This window comes from Sphingomonas sp. NIC1 (assembly GCF_001638925.1).
In the GTDB taxonomy this organism is placed as follows: domain Bacteria; phylum Pseudomonadota; class Alphaproteobacteria; order Sphingomonadales; family Sphingomonadaceae; genus Sphingomonas; species Sphingomonas aquatilis.
Window position 1 is genome coordinate 2,592,352 of the sequence record NZ_CP015521.1, and the last position, 16,552, is coordinate 2,608,903.

The following is a 16,552-nucleotide window of genomic DNA, read 5'->3' on the forward strand; positions in this document are numbered from 1 at the left end:
CGCTAGACCAGCGCCTTGCCCGCGGCAAATTCGACGAGCGCGCCGAAGGTTTCGAGCATGTCGCCATCGACCTCGTCATCCTCGATCAGGATGCCCAGCCGATCCTCGATCTCGGTCAGCACGCCCGCGACCGCCATCGAATCGAGTTCCGGCAGCGCGCCGAACAGCGGCGTCGTCGCCCGGAAGTCCGCGACCCGCTCGGGCGACAGGCCCAGCACATCGGCAAGGACGGCGCGAACGGTGGTTTCGACCTGGGTGTAGCCTTCGGGAAGCAAAGCGTTCGGCCTTCGATCGGGGACGTGCGCGGCTGCGTTAGAGGCTGGGGCTGCATTCGGCAATAACGTGACGCTATGAGGGGATATGGCGACAGACCCGACACCGTTTCCGATCGACCATCTCTTGCGGGGGGACCCCGACGCCCCGGCGCTGATCGAGCGCGCGCGGACGTGGCGCTTCGCCGAGGTGGAGGCGGCGGTGGCGAGTGTCGCGGGCTGGCTGGCGGGGTGGGGATTGGCGCCGGGCGCGCGGGTCGCGACATGGCTGCCCAAGACGGCGCTGGCGTGCGTCATGCCGCTCGCCACGGCGCGGGCGGGACTGGTCCATGTGCCGGTCAATCCGGCGCTGCGCCGGGCGCAGGTGGCGCACATCCTGGCGGACAGTGGCGCGACGTTGCTCGTGACGCAGGCGGCGCGCGCGGCGACGCTAGAGGCTGGTGACCGGCCCGACGACTGCCGGTTGGTCGAGGCGGATGTAGTGTCGATGGCGGACGCCGGGCCGAGGCGGTCGAACCACGATCCGGCATCGCTGGCGGCGATCCTCTACACCTCCGGGTCGACAGGGCGGCCGAAGGGCGTGATGCTGAGCCATACGAACCTGTGGCTGGGGGCGGTGTCGGTCGCGCATTATCTGCGCCTGTCGTCCGCGGATCGCGTGTTGGGGGTGTTGCCGCTCTCGTTCGACTATGGGCAGAATCAGCTGCTTTCGAGCTGGTATGCCGGGGCTGCGGTGGCGCCGCTCGATTATCTGACCGCGCGCGACGTGGTGAAGGCGGTCGAGCGCACGCAGGCGACGACGCTGGCCGGGGTGCCGCCCTTGTGGGTGCAACTGCTGGAGGCGGACTGGCCGGTGGAGACGGCGGCGCGGCTGCGGCGGCTGACCAATTCGGGCGGCGCGCTGACGGAGCGGCTGGTGCGCGGCCTGCGGTCGCGCTTCCCGCAGGCGGAGCTGGTGGCGATGTATGGCCTGACCGAGGCGTTCCGGTCGACTTGGCTCGACCCGGCGCTGATCGATGCGCATCCCGATGCGATGGGCCGGGCGATCCCCTTTGCCGAGGTGGCGGTGGTGAAGGCGGACGGGACGCGCGCGGTCGGCGAGCCGGGCGAACTCGTCCACGCCGGACCGCTGGTCGCGCAGGGCTATTGGCGCGATGCGGAGCGGACGGCGCAGCGCTTTCGTCCGGCGCCCGCGTGGATGGCGAGCGGCGGCATGGCGGTCTGGTCGGGCGATACGGTGCTGGAGGGCGCGGACGGGCTGCTCCGCTTCGTCGGGCGCGATGACGAGATGATCAAGAGCGCGGGCAACCGGATCAGCCCGTTGGAGGTGGAGGAAGCGGTACTCGCCGGCGGCGAGGCGCGCGAGGCGGTGGCGGTCGGTGTGCCCGATGCGCGCTCCGGTCAGGCGATCGTGGTGGTGCTGGCGGGCGATCCGGCGGGCGAAGACGCCTTGCGGGCGCGGTTGCGCGGGCTGCTGCCGAGCTTCATGCAGCCGGCGCGCTACGACTGGCGCGAGGAGTTGCCGCGCAACGCGAACGGCAAGCTGGACCGGGCGGCGATCCGGGCGGAGACGAGAGCATGAAGCCGATGGGGGCGCTGCCGCCCGAATTTGCCGGGCAGCGCGGCATGCTGACGATCGCGGGGCGGCCTGCGGACGACTGGGCGGAGGCGACGCCCGTCTTCGTCTATGACGTCGGCATCGTCGCGGCGCGCGTGGCGCGGTTCCGGGCGGCCTTCCCCGACGTGGATCTGCATTATGCGATCAAAGCCAACCCCTTGCCTGCGCTGCTCGATCGGGTCGCGCCGCTGGTCGACGGGCTGGACGTCGCGTCGGGGGGTGAGCTGGAGAAGGCCTTGGCGGTGAAGCCCGCGTCGGCGATCAGCTTCGCCGGGCCGGGCAAGCGCGATGTCGAGTTGCGCGCGGCGATCAGGGCGGGCGCGACGCTCAACGTCGAATCGGAAGGCGAGGCGACGCGGGCGTTGCGGCTGGGTGAGGAGCTTGGCATCGCTCCGCGGCTGGCGGTGCGGGTCAATCCCGACGTCGAATTGCGCGGTTCGGGCATGCGGATGGGCGGGCGACCGTCGCCCTTCGGCGTCGACGCGGTGCGCGCGGCGGCGCTGGTCCGCGCGATCGTCGCGAGCGGGGCGGACTGGCGGGGCTTTCACATTTATGCCGGCAGTCAGGCGCTGGATGCCGGCGCGATCGCCGAGACGCAGGCCGCGACGCTGGCGCTCGCTGCGCGACTCGCCGACGAGGCGGGCGCTGCGCCGCAGCTGGTCAATCTGGGCGGCGGGTTCGGCGTGCCCTATTTCTCTGGCGACGTGCCGCTGGATGTCGAGGCGGTGGGCGCGGCGCTTGGCGAGGCACTGCCGGCGCGGCCCGCCGTTCTCGGCCAGACCAGCTTTGCGATCGAGCTGGGGCGCTGGCTCGTGGCGGAGGCGGGCGTCTATCTGACGCGGATCGTCGATCGCAAGGACAGTCAGGGCGAGACGTTCCTCGTCACCGATGGCGGCCTCAATCACCAGCTCGCCGCGTCGGGCAATTTCGGCACGGTGGTACGGCGCAACTATCCGCTTGCGCTGGCGCGCGAAGTGGGCGGCGTGGGCGACGAGACGGTGTCGGTGGTGGGGCCGCTGTGTACGCCACTCGACCGGCTGGGCGACCGCATCGCGCTGCCGCATGCCGACGCGGGTGACCTGATCGCGATCTTCATGGCGGGGGCCTATGGTGCCAGCGCCAGTCCGTCCGGCTTTCTGGGGCATCCGCCCGCGGTGGAGATCGTCGCGGGTTAGGGGAAATCGGCATTCGGGTGCCGCCACCAATGCATTCCCCGCCAGGGGGGCGGTAAAGCTGTGATGGAGGCGGAGGTAAGCGACACATCCGTTCGCGCTTCCTCCCCCTCCGTCATGCCTTCGGCATCCCACCTCCCCCTGGCGGGGGAGGAATTGATGCTACCGCGTCGGTATTGGTCTGCGCGGGATCAGTCGATCGTGATCGTCGTACCGAGTGTGACCGCCGGCAGGTTGGCCGACGTATCCTGCAACGCGACCGTCGCGCCCTTGCGCAAGGGGCCGAGATGGTAGGTGATCTCCACGCCCGTCATCGGCTCGCCCGGGCGGCAGGCGCCCGCGGTCACCGCGCTGCCGCACAAGGGGCGCTGGGTGGAGGGTGGGGCCGCGACCGCGCCGTCGATGCGGACGACACGCGCCCGGCCGATGCCGGTTTCCTGCACGACGACACTGATCGGGCCGGTATGTGGCCGGTTGGTGTGCGTCTGGTCGGGGGCGATCCGTTCGGACTGCGTCGCGGAACTGACGGCGACGATCTGGAGGCCGGTCAACGGCGGGGCGGATTGCGCGCCCGCCGCCACCGGCGTAAGCGCCAGCATGAGGCCGGCGGACAGGAAAAGCCGTGTCATCCGGCCAGCATACCCGCGTCGTCGTTCTGTTGCGAGAGGGACGACGGTGGCCTTCCCTGCAGCGTCACTAACGCTATCTTCACCTCTCTCGCGCCATAGCCATCGCTCAAGCCCTTGATCTCACGTGTGCGTGGCGGTCCATGGGCGTCAGGAGACATTGCATGCGTTCCGGTAAGTCCGTCCGTGTCCTGCTCGCCATCGGTGCCGCGTCCAGCGCGCTCGGCGGATGCGTCGGTGGCGGCGCCAGCCATCCCGAACTGCCGCCCGCCAGCTATGTCGCATCCAAGGAACAGCCGGGCGAGGAATATGTCATCGGCCCGCTCGACCAGCTCAACGTCTTCGTCTGGCGCCAGCCGGAACTGACCGCGAAGGTGCAGGTACGCCCCGATGGCCGCATCACCACGCCGCTGATCAACGACATGCCCGCGGTCGGCAAGACGCCCGCGCAGCTTGCCGCCGATATCAAGAAGGCGCTGAGCCAGTATGTCACCGACCCGCGCGTGTCGGTGATCGTCGAGAATTTCTCGGGCACCTACAGCCAGCAGGTGCGCGTGATCGGCGCGACCGAAAAGCCTGCGTCGATTCCCTATCGCGCCAACATGACGCTGCTCGATGCGATGATCGCGGTCGGCGGCCTCAGCCAATATGCGGCGGGCAACAAGGCGAAGCTGATCCGACACGATCGCGATACGGGCGAACAGCACGAATATCAGCTGCACATCGCCGATCTGCTGAAGCGCGGCGATTCGAGCGCCAACGTCAGCCTGCAGCCCGGCGACGTGATCATCATCCCCGAATCGATGTTCTGATCGGATGAACGGCCTCTACGACGAAGCGCGCCTCGCGCTCCATGCGATCTGGACTCGGCGCTGGCTGGCGCTGGCGGTCGCTTGGGGCGTGTGCGTGCTCGGCTGGTTCGTGGTGAGCCAGATTCCGAGCCGCTATGAATCCCGGGCGCGCGTGTTCGTGCAGATGCAGTCGATCCTGCCTGCGTCGATGGATGCCGCCCCCCAGACGCAGCAGAAGGATGTCGACACGATCCGCCAGACATTGGTCAGCGCGGTCAACTTGGAAAAGGTGGTGCGCGGCACCGACCTTGCGCAGACCGTGTCGAGCGACCGCGACGTCGCCGATCGCGTCGCGGGCCTCGCGCAGGCGATCAAGGTGGAAAGCCAGCAGGACAATCTGTTCCAGATCACCACCACCGCGGCCAGCCCCAAGCTGGCGCAGCAGATCACGCAGAAGCTGATCGACATCTTCGTCGAAACCAACCTGGGCCGCGATCGCAGCCAGACGACGCAGAGCCTCGACTTCCTCGATGCGCAGCTGGCGCAGCTGCAGAAGCGGCTGTCGGACGCGGATACCAAGCGGTCCGATTTCCAGACGCGCTACCTCGGCTCGCTGCCCGGGACCGGTACGGTCGCCGACCGGATCGGCGCGTCGCGCGCGCAGATGGCGCAGGTCGACGGCGATCTCGCCACCGCGCAATCGAGCCTCGCGACGTTGCAGGCGCAGATGGCGGGTACGCCGCAGACGGTTGCGGGCACTGGCGGCATCGCCGCGGGACCGGCGCGTGCGGCGCTCGCTGCCATCCAGGGTCAGCTCGCCGATGCGCGGGCGCGGGGCTATACGGATCAGCATCCCGACGTGATCGCGCTAAAGCGCCAGCTTGCCGTCGCGCAGGCGGCGGCGCAGCGGGAGCCGGCGGGTGCCGGGCCGGCGGGCACGCCCAACCCCGTCTATCAGTCGCTGCAATCGATGCTGGCCGACAAGCAATCGGCGGTCGCCGGGCTGCGGATGCGCAAGGCGCAGTTACAGGGCGATCTCGACCAGCTGACCGCGAAACTGTCGCAGGACCCGGCGGTCGCGGCCGAACAGGGGCAGATCGACCGCGATTATCAGGTGCTGAAGGATCAGTACGATCAGCTGCTGACCCAGCGCCAGCAGGTCGCGCTGCGCGGGCAGGCGGCGACGCGAACGGACAATGTGAAATTCTCGGTCATCGACCCGCCGACGGTGCCGCGTGCGCCGACCGCGCCCAACCGCATGCTGCTGCTGACCGGCGTCCTCGTCGCGGGGCTGGGCGCGGGCATCGGTGCGGCGTTCGCGATGGGTCAGCTGCGCGCGACCTTTGCCACCGCGCCGCGGCTGGAAAAGGCGACCGGCATGCCGGTGATCGGCGCAATCGGCGAAGTCGTGACGCGCGTTCAGGCGGAGCAGCGGGCGAAGCGCCTGAAAATCTTCGCGGGCGGTGCCGCGGGGCTGGTGGCGGCCTATGTGCTGCTGCTCGGCGTCGAAGTGCTGCAACGCGGTCTGGCGGCGTGACGGGGACGATATGATGCACAAGCCCATCCGCCGCGATTCGCTGCTCGAACGGGCCGCCCGCGCCTATGATTTCGGCGCGGGGTTCCGGGCGCCGGTGAAGGATGCCGGTGATCCGGCGCGGGATGACGCCGTTCCCACACCGATGCCCGCGCCCGATGTCGAGCCGGCACCGGTCGCCGAAGAGCCGGCATGGCAGGCGGCGGCGCCGATCGACGATCCGACCTTCCTCGCCATCCCGCCCGAATTGCGCGCACCCGTGGGGCAGGAGTTGCCGCCGGCCTTTTACGAAACGCCCGAGCTGAGCGACATCGCCGGCATCGACCGCGGCATGCTGGCCGAGGCGGGGATGATCGTGCCCGGCGCGCCGGTGGGGCCGCTGGCCGAGGAATTCCGCCTGATCAAGCGCCAGCTGCTGATCACACGCGAACGCATCGCGCAGGGTCATCACGGCGACAAGGCGCGGACCGTGCTCGTCTGTTCGGCGCGACCGGGCGACGGCAAGACCTTCTGCGCGGTCAATCTCGCACTCTCCATGGCGATGGAGCGCGATACCGAGGTGCTGCTGGTCGATGCCGATTTCGCCAAGCCCGACGTGCTGGCGCGCCTGGGTCTTGCCGAACAGCCGGGGTTGCTCGACGCACTGGCCGACAGCCGGATCGATGTCGAAAATCTCGTCATCCGCACCGATATCGGCGGCCTGTCGATCCTGCCCGCGGGGACGAAGACGGCGACGGATACCGAGCTGCTCGCCTCCGCTCGCACGCGGACGGTGCTGTCGCGCCTGCTCGACGCCAATCCGCGCCGCATCGTGATCTTCGATTCGCCGCCCGCGCTGGCCGCCTCGCCCGCGGCGGTGCTGGCGATGCTGGTCGGGCAGGTGATGCTGGTGGTGCGGGCCGACGATACGCCGGAAAACGAATTGCGCGAGGCGGTGCAGCGGCTCGACGGCTGCGACGAGATCGCGCTGGTGCTCAACGCCGTGTCGTTCGTGCCCGGCGGGCGGCGCTACGGCACCTATTACGGTCAGGAGGGGGGCAAGTGATGCGGTCTATCTCTCTCGGGCTGGCGCTGGGCGCCTGTGCGGTCGCCGGATCGGCCGAGGCGCAAGGACGCCGCGTCACCGCGACGCCCTATATCGAACTGGGGCAGGTGCTCGACGCCGACCTTAACAGCGGCGATGTGTTGACCTATTCGACCATCGCGGCCGGGATCGATTTGGCCGCCAATACGTCGCGGGTGAACGGGCAACTCTCCTATCGCTACGAACGGCGGATCGCCTGGGACGACCGGATCGGCGATTCGGACGTCCACACCGGTCTGGCGCGCGTCTCCGCCAAGGTCGCGCGTGGCCTGACGCTGGAAGCGGGTGGTATCGCGACGCGCGCGCGTGCCGACATCCGCGGTGCGGCGCCGGGCGTACTGGTCGGCAATGTCGATAACATCAGCCAGATCTATTCGGTCTATGCCGGCCCCAGCTATGCGACCAACGTCGGGCCGGTGGCGGTCGCCGCCAGCTATCTGGCGGGCTATACCAAGGTCGAAAGCCCCAGTTTCGTCGGCGTCGGCCCCGGCCAGCCGCGCTTCGATTATTACGATACCGCCTTCAACCAGTCTGCCGGGATCAGTGCGGGCGTGCGTCCGGGGCAGGTCCTGCCCGTCGGCCTGACTGCCAGCGCCGGCTGGGACCGCGAGGATGCGGGGCAACTGGATGGCCGTTACGAGGGCTGGCGCGTGCGCGGTGACGCGTTGATGCCGGTATCGCCTTATGTCGCGCTGACCGCAGGTGTCGGCTACGAGCGGATCGAGACGAGCAATCGCCCGGCGCTGACCAATGCGGCGGGCCAGCCGTTGGTCGATGGCGATGGCCGCTTCGTGACCAACAGCGCCGCGCCGCGTCAGATCGCCTATCGCACCGATGGCGTCTATTATGATGCGGGTGTCGTCTGGCGCCCCAATCGCCGCGTGTCAGCGGAGGCGCGCGTCGGCAAACGTTTCGGATCGATCAGCTACAGCGGCTTGGCCACCTATCAAGCGTCCGAACATGTCGGAATGGCGGCGAGCGTCTACGACAGCGTCACGACCTTCGGCCAGCAGCTGCGCAACGGGCTGCAACAGCTGCCGACCAGTTTCATCTCGGCCCGCGATGCGTTCACGCAGCAGTTCAACGGCTGCGTCTTTTCGACCAGCGGGGCGACGCCGGGCGGCTGCCTGAACGACGTGTTCCAGTCGATCCAGACCGCCAGCTATCGCGCGCGCGGCGTCGATGCGGTGCTGTCGGTCACGCGCGGTCGCACCACCTATGGCGGCGGTATCGGCTATGCCAATCGCAAGCTGTTCAACCGCGACGACGTACCCGGCGTGACGCTGTACGGGATCGAGGATCAGAGCGCCTATGGCCAGCTGTTCCTCAACCGACAGCTGTCGCCCGTCTCGACCATCGACGGCAACCTGTTCGTCAATTATTACGAATCGGGCGTTGCGCAGGCGGCCGGCGTCTGGGCCTATGGCGGCACCGCCAGCTATGGGCACAGCTTCGGCCGGATCACCACCTCGGCCAGTGCGGGCGTCTATGCGTTCGACACGGGCGATCTGGACACCACCTGGTCCGCGCAGGCGCTGATCGCCGCGCGCTATTCCTTCTAGGGGCCGCACAGGATGTACGAAGACCATTTCGGGCTGACCGGACGCCCCTTCCAACTCACCCCCGACGCACGCTTCTGGTATGAGACGGCGACGCATCGCAAGGCGATGGCCTATCTCGGCTATGGCATCGCGCAGGGCGAGGGGTTCATCGTCGTGACCGGCGATATCGGCGCGGGCAAGACGACGCTGGTGGGGCATCTGACCGGCCTGCTCGATCCTGCCGCGCTGAACGTCATCACGATCGTGTCGACCGCGATCGCCGCCGACGACCTGCTGCGCGTCGTCGCGACGGGGCTGGGCGTCGATCCGGCCAACCTGACCAAGGCGCAGCTGCTGACCGCGATCGAACGCGGACTGCATGCGGTGAAGCGCTCCGGCCGGCGGACGCTGCTGATCGTCGACGAAGTGCAGGCGCTGCCCGTCGATTCGCTGGAAGAGCTGCGCATGCTGTCCAACTTCCAGGCGGGCGGGCATGCGCTGCTGCAGATCCTGCTGCTCGGCCAGCCCGAGTTCCGCGAGCGGTTGCAAGGATCGGAGCGGCTGGAGCAATTGCGCCAGCGCGTCATCGCCATTCACCACCTCGATCCGATGGAGCCGCATGAGGTCGCCGATTATGTCGCGCACCGCCTGTCGGTGGTCGGCTGGCAGGGGCGGCCGGACTTTGCGGACGATGCGTTCGAGACCCTGTATCGCGGGTCGGGCGGCGTGCCGCGGCGGCTCAATCAGCTTGCCGCGCGGGTGATGCTGGCCGCGGCTCTGGAAGGGCATGAGCTGATCGACGGTCGACTGGTGCGCCAAGTGGTGCGCGATCTTGAGGCGGACCTGCCGGCGAGCTTTACACCGACGGTGGTGCAGCCGGCCCCTGACCCCGAACCCGTGGCCGAGACGGCTGTCACGCCAGAGCCGGTTGCTATCGAGCCCGAGGTCGTGACGGTCGAGGCGGAACCGGAAACCATCATCGAAGAACCGGCCATTGAAGACGTGACGCCGATCCGCCGCTTCGTGCCGCGCACGCCGCAATGGCTCGAACCCGTCGCCGATGCGCCGCGCGATCCGCTGCCGATCGTGGTGGAGCCTGTGGCCGAAGCGCCTGCGTTTGCGCCGATCGTCGCGGATGCGTCCGACGACGTTACGTCAGAGCCACTGGTGGAAGAAACGACGACCGAAGACGCGCCGGCCGCGACGGAAGCGGAGCCGCAAGCGGCACCGGCGGCCCCCGCGTCGAGCGATGCCGAGCGCATTGCGGCGCTGGAAGCGCGGATCGCGCAACAGGAAGAAGCGCTGCGCCGGGTGCTGACGCTGCTGGTCGACTGGGTCGAGGCCGACCGCAGCGAGGCGGCGGCGACCGCGATGGTCGCCGGCGTCGCCGACCTGCACCATGGCCATGATGCCGTCCCCATCCGCTCGCCCGCCGCGTGGGACCATGCCGCCTGAGCCGCTGCGCAACGGCCTGTCGGTCGATGTCGAGGAATGGTTTCAGGTCGGTGCGTTCGAACACACGATCGACCGCGCCGACTGGGACACGATCGCGAGCCGCGTCGAAGCGAACACCGGCGCGGTGCTCGACCTGTTCGCCGAAAGCGGGGTGAAGGCGACCTTCTTCACGCTTGGCTGGGTTGCCGATCGCCATCCGCGGCTGATCCGACGCATTGCGGATGCGGGGCATGAGATCGCGAGCCACGGCTGGGACCATCAGCGCGTCTTTACCATGGATGCCGCGACCTTCCGTGCCGATCTGGCACGCGCGCGGGCGGCGCTGGAGGATGCGAGCGGGCAGGCGGTGACCGGCTATCGCGCGCCCAGTTTCTCGATCGACCCGCGCAATCTGTGGGCCTTTCCGGTGCTGGCGGAGGCGGGCTATGCCTATTCGTCCAGCGTCGCGCCGGTCACGCATGATCATTACGGGTGGCGCGATGCGCCGCGGTACGCTTTTCGTCCGCTGAAGGACTCGCCCCTGGTCGAGCTGCCGGTGACGGTCGCGCGCGTGGCCGGGCGGCATATCGCCACCGGCGGCGGCTTCTTCCGCATGCTGCCCGGCGCACTGACCGATTTCGCGGTGCGGCAGGTTAACGCGGAGGGGCATGCGGGCATCTTCTACTTCCATCCCTGGGAGGTCGACCCGGACCAGCCGCGCGTCGCGAATGCGCCGCTGCGGTCGAAGGTGCGGCACTACAGCCGGCTCGGCGCGATGGCGGGTAAGCTGCGTGGCCTGATTGCACGGCATAACTGGGGCCGCGTCGACGCCGTCGTCGCGCGCGAGGCGGCGCTGCTCGCGTGATGCATGCGCCGATCGAGCCGCGGCTGGACGTGCGCGAGGCGAACCTGGGCGATGTCCGGGAGAGCGGCGCGATCGACGCCTTCGTCCGCGCGGCGGCGGAGGCGACGCCGTTCCACCTGACCGGCTGGAGCCGCGCGGTCGAGCGCGGTTGCGGCCAGCGTGCCCGCTATCTGGTCGCGAGCTATCCTGACGGCGATATCGCCGGCGTGCTGCCACTGACCGAGATGCGATCGCCGCTGTTCGGCCGGGCGCTGGTGTCGACCGGTTTCGGTGTCGACGGCGGCATATTGGGCGATGGCGTGGAGGCGTTGGCGGGGGCGGCCTTGGCATTGGCGCAGCGATTGGGCTGCCCCGGCGTCGAATTGCGGGGCGGGCCGGCGCCGCGGGGCTGGGCGACCAACGATACCGCCTATCTCGGCTTTGTTCGGGATCTGGCGGCGGATGACGATGCGGAATTGCTTGCTGTGCCGCGCAAGCAGCGTGCTGAAGTGCGCCGCGCGCTGGGGCTGGACCTGGAGGTCGTCACCGGTGGCGAGGCGCTGCTGCGCGAGCATTATGGCGTCTACGCCGAATCGGTGCGCAACCTGGGCACGCCGGTGTTTCCGGCCAATCTGTTCCGCCACGTGGCGGGGGCACTCGACAGCGATGTGCTGACGGTGCGGCATCAGGGGCGGGCCGTGGCGAGCGTGCTGAGCCTGTATTTCCGTGGCACCGTCTTTCCCTATTGGGGTGGCGGGACGGCGGCGGCGCGTGGGCTGCGCGCCAACGATCGCATGTACTTCGCGCTGATGAGCCATGCGCGGGATCGCGGCTGCACGCGGTTCGACTTCGGCCGGTCGAAGACGGGCACGGGCGCGGCGGCGTTCAAGAAGAACTGGGGTTTTACCGGCGTGCCGCGCTGCTATGCGACGCGCAGCGATGGGCCGGCGCGCGAGGTCAATCCGCTCAATCCCAAATATGCGATGATAGTGGCGACATGGAAGCGGCTGCCGCTGCCGCTCGCCAATCTGATGGGACCGTGGATCGCCCGCGGCCTGGGCTGATGGAGCTGCTGTTCCTCGCGCACCGCGCGCCCTTTCCGCCCGATCGCGGCGACAAGATCCGGAGCTATCACGTCCTCCGTCACCTGATGGCACGCGCGCGCGTGCATCTGGTGGCGTTCGGGGAAGGCGACGCGGATTTCGACGTGCCAGCGCCGATCGCGGAAGGCCTGGAGAGCATCACGCTGATCCGCCGCACCAAGCCACAGGCGCTGGCGGCGGTCGAGGCCTTGGCGACGGGGCGGCCGGTGTCGCTGACCGCCTTCAATGCCCCGGCGATGCGGCGGGCGGTCGCGGCGCGACGGGTCGATGCCATCTACTGTTTTTCCGGGCAGATGGCGCAATATCTGCCAACGGGCGTGCCGGCGGTGATGGACTTCGTCGACGTCGATTCCGCCAAGTTCGCGCAATTCGCCGATGCCGGCAGCATGGCCATGCGCTGGATGATGCGGCGGGAGGCACGGCTGCTCGGTGCGTTCGAGCGGCAGGTGTCGGCAAGCGTCCGCGCCAGCCTGTTCGTCAGCGAAGCGGAGGCGGCGCTCTTCCGCAGCGGCGGTGGGGCAGGACGGATCGTCGCGGTGGAGAATGGCATCGACGCGGCGGCGTTCGATCCGGCCGGTGTCGGTCCGGCGACACAAGGCCCGTTGCTCGTCTTCACCGGCCAGATGGATTATCGCCCGAACGTTGAGGCGGTAGCGTGGTTCGCCGCCGAGGTGATGCCGCGGCTGCGGCAGACGCACCCCGGCGTCCGCTTCGCGATCGTCGGGCGTGCGCCGACCGCGGCGGTGCAGGCGCTCGCGGCGCCCGACGTGATCATCACCGGTGCGGTCGACGATGTCCGCCCCTGGCTGGCGGCGGCGAGCGTGTGCGTCGCGCCGCTGCATCTGGCGCGCGGCATCCAGAATAAGGTGCTGGAGGCGATGGCGAGGGCGCGGCCCGTCGTCGCCTCGCCCGCCGCCGCCGAGGGGATCGACCATGCCGGCACGCTGCGAGTGGCGGGGAGCGCGGTCGAGCAGGCACGGGCGATCGGCGCGCTGTTGGACGATCCGGACGCGGCATCCGCGCTGGGCGATGCGGCGCGGGCGCGGGTGTTGGCGCGGTACGATTGGGCGGCGCGGCTGGCGCCGCTCGACGACCTGCTGGGGCTCGGCGCATGAGCGGCTGGCGGCGGCATGGGATCGCGCTGGCGCTGGCTGTTGCAGTCATCCTGCTGATGTTCTGCGCCGACGTCGTGCGGCTCGTCACGATCTGGTGGACCAGCACGACCTTCGGGCATTGCCTGTTCATCGGGCCGGTGATCGGCTGGCTGGTCTGGCAGCGGCGGCGGGAGCTTGCCGCCTTGACGCCGACGGCCTGGTGGCCGGGGCTGCTGCTCGTCGCGGCGGGGGGCGCCGGCTGGCTGATGGGAGATGCGGGTTCGGTCAGCTTCGCGCGGCAGCTGGGTGTGGTGTTGATGTTGCAAGGCGCGGTGGTGACATTGCTCGGCGCGCAGGTCGCGCGCGGGCTGCTGTTCCCGCTGGCCTATGCGCTGTTCCTCGTCCCCTTCGGCGAGGCGTTGGAGCCGCCGTTGCAGGCGGTGACGGTGCGGATCGTCATGCCGCTCCTCCACCTGTTCGGCGTGCCTGCTACGTCGAACGGCGTGCTGATCCACGCCGGCCGCTATTATTTCGAGGTGGCGGAGGCGTGTTCGGGCGCGAAGTTCGTCATCGCGATGCTCGCGTTCGGCGTTCTGGTCGCCAACGTCTGTTTCGTGTCGTGGGGGCGGCGGATCGGCTTCATGGTCGCCGCGCTGGTGGTGCCGGTGATCGCCAACGGTCTGCGCGCCTTCGGGACGATCTACGCTGCGAACCTGACCAGCGTAGAGGCGGCGACGGGGTTCGACCATATCGTCTACGGCTGGCTGTTCTTCGGGCTGGTGATGGCGGCGGTGCTGGCGATCGGGTGGCGCTGGTTCGATCGCGCACCCGATGCACCCGCCTTCGATCCTGCACGTCTGCCGCCCGTGCGGAGGGGGCGGATCGCGTTGCCACTCGGCGTGCTGCTGACGCTCGCCACCGCCGGGATCTGGCCGATGTGGAGCGCCGCCATCGCGCATCGCGCCACGCCGCTGCCGACGCAGATCGACCTGCCGGTGATCGCCGGCTGGACCCGCGTGCCGCTCAGCCAGCGCGCGGCGTGGCAGCCTTACTACCCCGGCGCCGACCATGTCCTGTTCGGTCGCTACGCCCGCGATGGCGCCGCGGTCGACTTTGCCGTCGCGGTGTTCGCATCGCAGGGCGAGGGGCATAAGATCGGTGCGTTCGGCACCGGCCCGATCCGCGAGGAGGACCGCTGGGTCCGCATCGCCGACGCCGCGCCGATCGCTGGCGGTGCAACGCTGCGCATGACCGCGCCGGGGAGCGACGGCCATGCGGTGGAGCGCATCGTCGCGACATGGTACGTCGTTGGCAACAGTGTTACGGCGGACGAGCGCGTGGTGAAGATTGAGACGATGATGGCAAAATTGCTCGGCGGTCCGCAGGGTGCGGTGGCGATCCATCTGTCGGCCGAAGTGACGCCCGGCCGTGATGCACGCGCCGACATCGCCGCCTTCGCCGCGGCCTTGGGCCCGATCGACGACGTGGCGGATCGCCTGACGGGCGCGCGCTGATGTGCGGCATTGCGGGGCTGTTCCACCCCGGCACTCCCAAGCCCGTCGATCCCGCCCGCATTGCCGCGATGATCGCGGTGCAGGCGCATCGCGGCCCGGATGGCGAAGGCATATGGACCGCGCCCGGCGTCGGGCTGGGCCATCGCCGGCTGTCGATCATCGATCTGGACGGCTCGCCGCAACCGATGCATGCGGGCGCGCTGAGCGTCACCTACAATGGCGAGATCTACAATTTCGCCGAGCTGCGCGCGCAGCTGGAGCGGGGCGGCGCACGCTTCGTCACCGATGGCGATACCGAGGTGCTGCTGCACGGCTGGCGCGCCTGGGGGCCGGGGCTGCTCGATCGGCTGAACGGGATGTTCGCCTTCGCGATCCACGATGCGGAGGCGGGGACGCTGTTCCTCGCTCGCGATCGGCTGGGCGTGAAGCCGCTGCATTATGTCGAACTGTCCGACGGCAGCCTCGCCTTCGCGTCCGAGTTGAAAGGCCTGCTCGCGCACCCGCTGCTGCGCCGGGTGCCCGATGCGACCACGATCGAGGATTATCTGGCGTTCGGCTACGTCCCCGACGATGCCTGTCTGATCGCCGGCGTGCGCAAGCTGCCCGCCGGCCATTGCCTGCTGGTGCGGCGGGGGCAAAGCGTACCGGCGCCGCGCCGCTGGTGGGACGTCAGCTTCGCCGATCGCGCGACCGGATCGACACGCGCGCTCGGCGAGGAGCTGCTGGCGCATATGCGCGAGGGCGTGCGCAGCCGCATGGTCGCCGATGTGCCGCTCGGCGCCTTCCTGTCGGGTGGCGTTGACAGCTCGGCGGTCGTCGCGCTGATGGCGGAGGCGAGCAAGGCGGCGGTGCGCACCTGTACGATCGGCTTCGACGAGGCGGGCCATGACGAGCGCGCGCATGCCGCGGCGGTCGCGCAGCGCTTCGCCACCGATCATCATGCGCAGGTCGTGCGCCCCGACGATTTCGCGCTGATCGACACGCTGGTGCATCATTTCGACGAACCCTTTGCCGATGGCAGCGCGCTCGCCACCTATCAGGTCGCGGCATTGGCGAGGGCGCGGGTGACGGTGGCACTGTCGGGCGATGGTGCGGACGAGGTATTCGCCGGCTATCGCCGCTACCGTTTCCAGGCAGCCGAAGAGCGCGTGCGGGGCCTGTTGCCACCCACATGGCGCACGGCGGCGTTCGGGACGCTGGGGCGCTATTATCCCAAGGCCGATTGGGCACCGCGGCCCCTGCGCGCGAAGACGACGTTGCTCGCCCTCGCCAGCGATGGCGACGAGGCTTATGCGCGCGCCGTCGGTGTCACCTCGCCAGAGCTGCGCGGCATGTTGCTCGGCGCCGATGTGCGCGCCGCGCTGCAGGGCCATCGCGCGGAGGATCGCTACATTGCCGCGATGCGCGCGGCGCCGGCGCGTGACGCGATCGATCGCGCGCAATACGCCGATCTGAAGATCTGGCTGCCCGGCGATATCCTGACCAAGGTCGACCGCACCAGCATGGCGGTGGGGCTGGAGGCGCGCGAGCCGCTGCTTGACCATCGGCTGGTCGAGTTCGGCGCGCGTCTGCCCGCGTCGATGCGGCTGCACCGGGGGACGGGCAAATGGCTGATGAAACGCAGCGTGGAACGCTATCTGCCGCGCGACATCCTCTACCGACCCAAGATGGGCTTCGTCACGCCGATCAGCGACTGGTTCCGCGGCGCGCTGGCCGATGAAGCGGAGGCGCTGACCCGGTCGCGCTTCCTCGCCGACAGCGGCTGGCTGGCGATGCCGACGGTCGCGCGGCTGGTCGAGGCGCATCGCAGCGGGCGCGCCGACCACGGTCGCACCCTGTGGCAAGTGATGATGCTGGAACGCGCCGGACGCCGCCTGTTCGGCTGATCGTTTCGCGGCCGGTGTCACCGCACTGTCATCAAATCC

At 69.4% G+C, this 16,552-nt stretch carries 14 protein-coding genes; 12 read left to right on the top strand and 2 right to left on the bottom strand.

The window, feature by feature from the left end; genetic code table 11:
- Positions 1 to 2: 2 nt before the first annotated feature.
- The gene (locus tag A7E77_RS12235) at positions 3 to 275 is read right to left on the bottom strand and encodes an acyl carrier protein (protein ID WP_017978185.1); all 273 of its coding nucleotides are present in this window, start codon (positions 273 to 275) and stop codon (positions 3 to 5) included.
- An 85-nt stretch (positions 276 to 360) separates the two neighbouring features.
- On the opposite strand from A7E77_RS12235, the gene A7E77_RS12240 reads away from it, so the two are divergent.
- Both A7E77_RS12240 and A7E77_RS12245 read left to right on the top strand, forming a co-directional pair.
- Positions 361 to 1,854, top strand: a complete 1,494-nt coding sequence (locus tag A7E77_RS12240) for an AMP-binding protein (protein ID WP_053111612.1) — start codon at positions 361 to 363, stop codon at positions 1,852 to 1,854.
- A complete protein-coding gene (locus tag A7E77_RS12245) occupies positions 1,851 to 3,065 on the top strand; it encodes a pyridoxal-dependent decarboxylase, exosortase A system-associated (RefSeq protein WP_053111613.1) in 1,215 nt (404 codons plus the stop codon). The genes A7E77_RS12240 and A7E77_RS12245 overlap by 4 nt, the downstream gene beginning before the upstream one ends.
- Positions 3,066 to 3,253: 188 nt before the next feature.
- On the opposite strand, the gene A7E77_RS12250 is transcribed toward A7E77_RS12245, so the two are convergent.
- Positions 3,254 to 3,691: a DUF4879 domain-containing protein gene (locus tag A7E77_RS12250; protein ID WP_053111614.1), complete on the bottom strand. Its 438-nt coding sequence runs from the start codon at positions 3,689 to 3,691 to the stop codon at positions 3,254 to 3,256.
- 161 nt (positions 3,692 to 3,852) lie between these two features.
- On the opposite strand from A7E77_RS12250, the gene A7E77_RS12255 reads away from it, so the two are divergent.
- The 10 genes from A7E77_RS12255 to A7E77_RS12300 are packed head-to-tail and all read left to right on the top strand — an operon-like array spanning position 3,853 to position 16,513.
- Complete coding sequence (locus A7E77_RS12255) at positions 3,853 to 4,500, top strand: XrtA/PEP-CTERM system exopolysaccharide export protein (RefSeq protein ID WP_017978189.1); 648 nt, start codon at positions 3,853 to 3,855, stop codon at positions 4,498 to 4,500.
- Positions 4,501 to 4,504: 4 nt separating this feature from the next.
- Positions 4,505 to 6,016, top strand: a complete 1,512-nt coding sequence (locus tag A7E77_RS12260; protein ID WP_053111615.1) for an XrtA system polysaccharide chain length determinant — start codon at positions 4,505 to 4,507, stop codon at positions 6,014 to 6,016.
- Positions 6,017 to 6,026: 10 nt separating this feature from the next.
- Positions 6,027 to 7,058, top strand: coding sequence for an AAA family ATPase (locus tag A7E77_RS12265; RefSeq protein ID WP_053111616.1), 1,032 nt, complete (start codon positions 6,027 to 6,029; stop codon positions 7,056 to 7,058).
- On the top strand, positions 7,058 to 8,659 hold the full coding sequence (locus A7E77_RS12270; RefSeq protein WP_053111617.1) for a hypothetical protein: 1,602 nt from the start codon (positions 7,058 to 7,060) through the stop codon (positions 8,657 to 8,659). The genes A7E77_RS12265 and A7E77_RS12270 overlap by 1 nt, the downstream gene beginning before the upstream one ends.
- A 12-nt stretch (positions 8,660 to 8,671) precedes the next feature.
- On the top strand, positions 8,672 to 10,093 hold the full coding sequence (locus A7E77_RS12275; RefSeq protein ID WP_053111618.1) for an ExeA family protein: 1,422 nt from the start codon (positions 8,672 to 8,674) through the stop codon (positions 10,091 to 10,093).
- Positions 10,083 to 10,937 carry an XrtA system polysaccharide deacetylase gene (locus tag A7E77_RS12280; RefSeq protein WP_053111619.1) on the top strand — a complete coding sequence of 285 codons (855 nt, stop codon included), beginning with the start codon at positions 10,083 to 10,085 and terminating at the stop codon, positions 10,935 to 10,937. Before A7E77_RS12275 ends, A7E77_RS12280 begins: the two co-directional genes overlap by 11 nt.
- On the top strand, positions 10,937 to 11,980 hold the full coding sequence (locus tag A7E77_RS12285) for a FemAB family XrtA/PEP-CTERM system-associated protein (RefSeq protein ID WP_053111620.1): 1,044 nt from the start codon (positions 10,937 to 10,939) through the stop codon (positions 11,978 to 11,980). Before A7E77_RS12280 ends, A7E77_RS12285 begins: the two co-directional genes overlap by 1 nt.
- Positions 11,980 to 13,134, top strand: a complete 1,155-nt coding sequence (locus A7E77_RS12290; RefSeq protein ID WP_053111621.1) for a TIGR03087 family PEP-CTERM/XrtA system glycosyltransferase — start codon at positions 11,980 to 11,982, stop codon at positions 13,132 to 13,134. The genes A7E77_RS12285 and A7E77_RS12290 overlap by 1 nt, the downstream gene beginning before the upstream one ends.
- A complete protein-coding gene (gene xrtA / locus A7E77_RS12295) occupies positions 13,131 to 14,627 on the top strand; it encodes an exosortase A (RefSeq protein ID WP_053111622.1) in 1,497 nt (498 codons plus the stop codon). The genes A7E77_RS12290 and xrtA overlap by 4 nt, the downstream gene beginning before the upstream one ends.
- Positions 14,627 to 16,513: an XrtA/PEP-CTERM system amidotransferase gene (locus A7E77_RS12300; RefSeq protein ID WP_053111623.1), complete on the top strand. Its 1,887-nt coding sequence runs from the start codon at positions 14,627 to 14,629 to the stop codon at positions 16,511 to 16,513. The genes xrtA and A7E77_RS12300 overlap by 1 nt, the downstream gene beginning before the upstream one ends.
- Positions 16,514 to 16,552 lie beyond the last annotated feature (39 nt).